4 protein-coding genes are annotated in these 6,182 nt (G+C 40.0%); 3 read left to right on the forward strand and 1 reads right to left on the reverse strand.

The features are described 5' to 3' along the window. Positions 1–96 precede the first annotated feature (96 nt). On the reverse strand, positions 97–912 hold the full coding sequence (gene proC / locus KO464_06610) for a pyrroline-5-carboxylate reductase (GenBank protein ID MCC7573043.1): 816 nt from the start codon (positions 910–912) through the stop codon (positions 97–99). A gap of 75 nt (positions 913–987) precedes the next feature. Here proC and KO464_06615 point away from each other — a divergent pair, with 75 nt between their 5' ends. From KO464_06615 to KO464_06625, 3 genes are all read left to right on the forward strand, one after another. After that, complete coding sequence (locus tag KO464_06615) at positions 988–1,809, forward strand: hypothetical protein (protein MCC7573044.1); 822 nt, start codon at positions 988–990, stop codon at positions 1,807–1,809. A gap of 105 nt (positions 1,810–1,914) precedes the next feature. Then, positions 1,915–4,206 (forward strand): S-layer protein, encoded by a 2,292-nt coding sequence (locus tag KO464_06620; GenBank protein MCC7573045.1) that lies wholly within the window; start codon positions 1,915–1,917, stop codon positions 4,204–4,206. 322 nt (positions 4,207–4,528) lie between these two features. Further along, on the forward strand, positions 4,529–6,182 hold a 1,654-nt coding region (locus KO464_06625; protein ID MCC7573046.1), incomplete at its 3' end, for an S-layer protein.

The following is a 6,182-nucleotide window of genomic DNA, read 5'->3' on the forward strand; positions in this document are numbered from 1 at the left end:
AGACTAGATGCCATCTTTGACAGCGTATCATTTTTGTCCTTTGTTTTGGCATTAGAGAGCTTTATGAAGGCTTCTTTTGCTAAAATCGCCTTATCCTTAACACTTTCCATAAACTTCACCTAATTCCTTTGACCTTTCAGTTGCCTTTTTCACCGCTTCAATGATCCCCTTCTCAAATGAGTATTTCTCTAATTCTATTAGGCCCTTTTCAGTTGTGCCTCCTGGTGTCTTAACCATTTTGATTAGTTCATCAAATTCTTTCTCTGTCTTATCTGCCATCAAGACTGCGCCATAAAGCGTATCAATCGCAAGTTTCTTTGATATTTCTTCTGGAAGGCCTGCTTTCACCCCACCTTCAGTTAAAGCCTTTAGAAATGAGAATACATAGGCTGGACCGGAGCCTGATAGGCCTGTTACAGCATCCATCTGGGCCTCTTCTACCTTTAGGACAGAACCAAGATTAGTGAATATTTTTCTAAATGCTTCTTCATTTTCTTTTGTCGCATGCTTTCCTAAAGAATAGCATGATGGCGAAAACCCTATTGAAAGGGATATGTTTGGCATGATGCGGATAACTGGCACGTCATTTACCATGCTCTCAATGAATCTTAGTGGAACGCCTGCTGCAACTGAAACTATCTGTTTTCCTTTAAGATTTATATCTTTTACACTCTCTAGCACAGGCGCAATTAGATTTGGCTTCACCGCAATGATAATGATTTTAGAAGAAGAAAAGACCTCTCTATTATCTAATGATACTTCTATACCGTATTCATTTTTTATTGGATTTAGAATATCTTCTGATACATCGCTTAGTATAATACTCTCACATTTAAAGGCATTTTTTTCTAACAAGCCTTTAATTATGCCACTGCCGATTTTTCCGGCCCCAATAACTCCCACTTCAAACATATTGGATTTTTAGATTTACCATCATTTAAAACTTTACGTTGAAAACTTTATAAACAGAGTTTTAAAATAAATTTTATGATTGAATCTACTTTTTACTTAGAATCTCAGAGTAACTCAAAAGAAGCGCTTGAAATCTCTGTTAAGAAACTTTTGGAGGAGGTCAAGGCCCTAAGCAATGTTAAGGTTACAAGACAGATGTTCCATGAGATTTTAGAGGACGAGGACGAGATGGGTAGGATATTCTATTCATCTGTAGTTGAAGTTGACATAAAGACTAATTTTAGGGAGTATATCAACCTCTGCATGAGGCTTGTGCCGTCTACAATTGAAATTATAAGCGGGGATGTAAAGATCAAGGGCAAGGAGCTTTTGGAAATCTTTGGCGATGTTTCTTCTACAGTGAACAAGCTCTGCAAGAAATACAATCTGACACTTTACAGAGTTGGCGAGACTGAAGGTGTAAAGCAGGAGGAGATTGGTATTGACGAAGAGGACATTGAAGATGCCATTGGGCAAGGCGGGGCACTGTTTAAATTTGTCGTGGAGGCTAGGGCAAAGAATGAGAAGTTTGCCATGGAAAAGACAAAGGAGCTTGTGAATGATACTGGAGCCCTAGTAAACAAGATGATCGCAAAAAAAGTGGGAGAAGGCGAAGCATGGGAGGGAGTTGTCGGGATGGAGGCGCTATTTCCCGATATTGAGACCTTATTTGATGCTGTGATTAAGTTCTCTCCAGTTGCAATGAGCGTCATAGAGCCAGAAGTAGTGCATCTCAATATGGCGGAGCTTCAGAACATCGGGATAGATATAGCAGGAATAATACAGCAGCTCACATTTGACGTTATAACAAAAGGCATGAAAACAGGACAAGGCAGTTTCAGGGCCACACAGGCCTAATTTTTTATCCTTTTCTTAAAACAAAAGATTTATAAATAACTCTCTTCAATAGAGTATTGTACCCTTCTAGAGAAATTAAATTAAAACCTATAAAGGTGAAAATATATGAAATTAAGAACAATTGGAGCAGTCCTTGCAGGGGCTGCAATGATTGGAGCTACTGTAGCAGGCGCAGCCGCTGCAGCAACAGTTCCAGCTAAGTCATGGTGGATTGACCCAGCAACGGGCGCACCAAACGTAACAATAGCTGTTGGTGCACAGGCCAACGCATCCGATGTAGTCTCCGCATCTTTGATTGCAGCAGCAGTCGGAAACATGGCAACTGTCGAGGAGACAGCATCAGTGCCAGTAAAAGCATCAGTAACATGGGACAAGGTTGGAGACTACAATTATACAATTCCAAAAGACTTTGTATCATACACAACAAACAGCTGTGACTCTAGAGATGCAACATGGTATACAGACTTTGACCTTCTTGGATGGGGATACTGGAGGACTCAGGACAATGAGCTAGTTCCTGGCTACAACTCATACGTACAGATAGCAGCACCAAAAGACTTAAGGATAACTCAATCTGGAACAGATTGGACAGTCGCAAAGGGACTTTCAACACTATGGTTCTCAAACTCACCAAAAGAGTGGGATGCAAATAACAGAATATACAAAGTCACAACAACGTCTGGAGCAGGCTCATCTGCATACTTCCTTGAAAACACAAAATATTTTGATGGCACAGCCTTTACAAATACAGACATACCAGAATTCGCTAAAGGAAGCTATGACAACGGAAACGGAGCATTTGACTGGAATTATGGATTCTTCTCCACAAGAGCATGGGTAAACATTCCAAATGAAGGATGTGACTACAACTTTGGTGGAACAGGTACAGAAATGGAAGCACACGAAGAAATCCAGCTTATATTTACAAGCTACGACTGTTCAGCATGCTCAACAAACGGATTACCTCTTTTAAGAGGAGACGAGGGCGTTGAGTCAGGTATAGTATACAGAACAACTGAAATCAGATACCCATTGTTAGAAAACGGTCAGAACATCTGCGGAATAAAGAAATGTTGGGGAATGATAGACTTTGAAACTACAGTAAAAGGAAGGTTCACCCCAATAAAGTTCCTTGGCAAAATGTACCAGCCAATGTTTGCAGGTGCAACATACGACACAGATTACGGTTACCTTGGAGCATACTTCATGTACGGTAAACCATATGCTGAAGCAGAGAAGATCTTGAAAGTCGGAGACGTTTACAACTTCCACGGATGGACTGTAACATTAAATGATGTCAACATCTATGAGAACAAGGCATACATCACCGTAGCAGGTCCAGCACTAACATCACCATTTAGCTTTATAATGGTCATGGACTCTCAATTCAATGATTGTGACGCATGCTGCCCAGATTGTGCAGTATATGGTGGAGGTGGCTCATTCACATCCAATCCAACAAGAAGAACTGAATACGATCCATACGTTAAGTACACCACAGTAACAAAGACAAAGGATGACAGGCCATACAACTACTTCAGATATGTAAACTTCATGCTCGACGGTATTAAGACATTCGTCGGTGCAGACGGTACATACCTAGCAGAATTTAACCTTTATGCAATAGAAGATTACGGATACCTTGAAGACAAGGGATGCTGTGACCCATTCGTCACAACTCCAAACGACTATGGTCTAGCCATAACTGGTGGATGGAGACAGATTGCAAATATCACAATGGATGATGAATATCTTGCATGGGAAGATGTAGATTTAGCCGTAGACACATATACCAAGAGAATCGTTCAGTGGATGCCAGCACCAATGTGTGGAGGATACTGTCCAGACGCAAACTTTGACACACTAGAACTTAGACTTTGCGACACCATAAAGATCCCAGATTGTGAAACATCCTACACAGTAAACGGTCCAGAGAACTACTTTACAGTAGAAGTACTTGATGTAGACTTTGGAAAAGATAATGCAATTCCTGACTACTTTGACCCATACTTTGCATACGTTGGTTACAAGACAAAATCAGCACCAAATGACGAAGACGGTCTAAGAGCAAGAATCTCAATGACCTCAGCAGGCCAGACAATAAAATACACAGCAAACGTCAAGATCGATCCAGTTGAGCTCATAAAGCTTGACATAGAAGTTAACACTGCCACAAACACAAAGAACCTTGTTCTTGTCGGTGGTCCAGTATACAACAGCATCGTAAAGGACTTAGTTGACATGGGAGCATCCACTGTTGACTGGGCAACATCCGCTGGAGAATGGGAATGGATTGCAGACCCAATGGCCAGAGGATACGATGTATTAATCGTTGCTGGTGCCAACAGAGAAGAAACAAGAATGGCAGCAGAAGACTTAGTTGCAATGTTGAACTAAATTAAAATATATTTTAATTTATTTTTTTCTTTTATTTTGAAACTTTATATTTAGAAAAAACCGTTTCTTTTTCTATAAATAGCTTCTTAAAAGCTAATTTTAAGTTTAAAGACTTAATTGGGCTTCTTTATCCTGAATCTACTTTTTCCTATTGATATTTATTCTGAAACTATCGCTAATATATTAATAGGTTATTGTATATTATATATACTATTAATATAAAATTTATTTTATCTTATTGAAACCAAAAACTTTATATACTAGTAAAAAATATAGTATATTGTAGCTAAACGTTATTGTTTAGCAATAGAGGTGAAATAATATGAGAATAAAAATGTTAGGGGCTGCTTTAACGGGAGCCCTAATGTTAGGAGCAACATTAGCAGGAGCAGTTGCAGCACAAACAGTTCCGCCAAAAAGCTTTTTCATAGACCAAATTACAGGAGAGCCTGACGTTGTAATCGCAGTTGGTGCAACAGCCAACGCATCTGACGTAGTCTCCGCATCTTTGATTGCAGCAGCAGTCGGAAACATGGCAACAGTTGAAGAGACAAAGACTGTTACAAGGACCGCAAGCGCTACTTTTGACTATATGATGGACTATAACTACGCATATGACAGGATCAGCAAAAACATTGAGTATTACACTTCAACATGTGCAAATGAAGCAGCTTGGGCAAAGTGGTACACAGACTATGAACTGTACTCCAATCAGTTCTGGGAAACAGCAAGCGACACATTTCCAGTAAATGGAAAGTATGATATCTCCGTTGCAATAGCAATGCCAAGAGAGGTAAGAAATCTTGATGGGGCAGTTGTTGCAAGAGAATTAAACACTCTATGGTTTTCAAACTCTCCAAAAGACTGGGATTCAAACAACAGGATATATAGTATTACTACAACATCGGGATCCGGACAATCAAAGTATTGGCTTGTAAATACAAAGACCACAGGCACTGGAGCAGTTACAGACAACATTGTCAGAGAGACTTTACCTTCTTTTGCAGGAGGTAGTTATGACAATGGAAACGGCTCGTGGGACTTTAATACATACAATGCCTTCTTTACAACAAAAGCATGGGTAGCTATTGGCGATGACTCCTCTTTCGGTGCAAATTGTGACTACTACTTTGGTGGCACAGGTACAGAAATGGAGGCGCACGAAGAAATTCAGGTAATACTAGCAGATATAGAAACTACACCTGACGGGCTTGTTGACTTAAGAGGGGACAGAGGTTCTGCGTCCGGTATAATATACAGGACAGCTGAAATAAGATATCCTCTACTTGAAAATGGTCAGAACATCTGTGGTATAACTAAATGCGACGGAATGATCGACTTTGAAACAGCTGTAAAAGGCCGTCTAAATGAGATTAAATTCCTTGGAAAGATGTACAAGCCAATGTTTGCAGGTGCAACCTATGTATCTTCTGAGGACCTTTACCTTGGAGCATACTTTGTATACGGTAAACCATACGCCGAAAAAGAAAAGATAATGAAGGTAGGCGATGCTTACTCTTTCCATGGATGGACTATAAATCTATCAGACGTAAACATATATGAAAACAAGGCTTTCATCACAGTTTCTGGACCAGATTTGGCTTCACCATTTAGCTTCATAATGGTAATGGATGCATTAGATGAATGTAGAACTTTATGTTGTCCAGGCTGTGCAGCATACGGCGGGTCGGGATCATTCACATCTAACCCAACAAAGAGATACGAGTATGATCCATATATAAAAACAGTGACAAAAACTAAGGAAGTTGACGGAAGATCCTACGATCTGTTTAAATACACATCCTTCATGCTCGATGGAATAAAAACATTCGTCGGAGCAGACGGTACATACCTAGCAGAATTTAACCTTTATGCAGTTGAAGATTTCGGCTGGTTTGAAGACAAGGGATGCTGTGACCCATTCGTCACAACTCCAAACGACTATGGTCTAGCCATAACTGGCGGATGGAGAAAAG

Source organism: Methanofastidiosum sp. (assembly GCA_020854815.1).
Classification (GTDB): Archaea; Methanobacteriota_B; Thermococci; order Methanofastidiosales; family Methanofastidiosaceae; genus Methanofastidiosum.

Coding starts and splice junctions, on each gene's coding strand:
- proC (MCC7573043.1), bottom strand. CDS start 912: ATGTTTGAAGTGGGAGTTATTGGGGCCGGAAAAATCGGCAGTGGCATA.
- KO464_06615 (MCC7573044.1), top strand. CDS start 988: ATGATTGAATCTACTTTTTACTTAGAATCTCAGAGTAACTCAAAAGAA.
- KO464_06620 (MCC7573045.1), top strand. CDS start 1,915: ATGAAATTAAGAACAATTGGAGCAGTCCTTGCAGGGGCTGCAATGATT.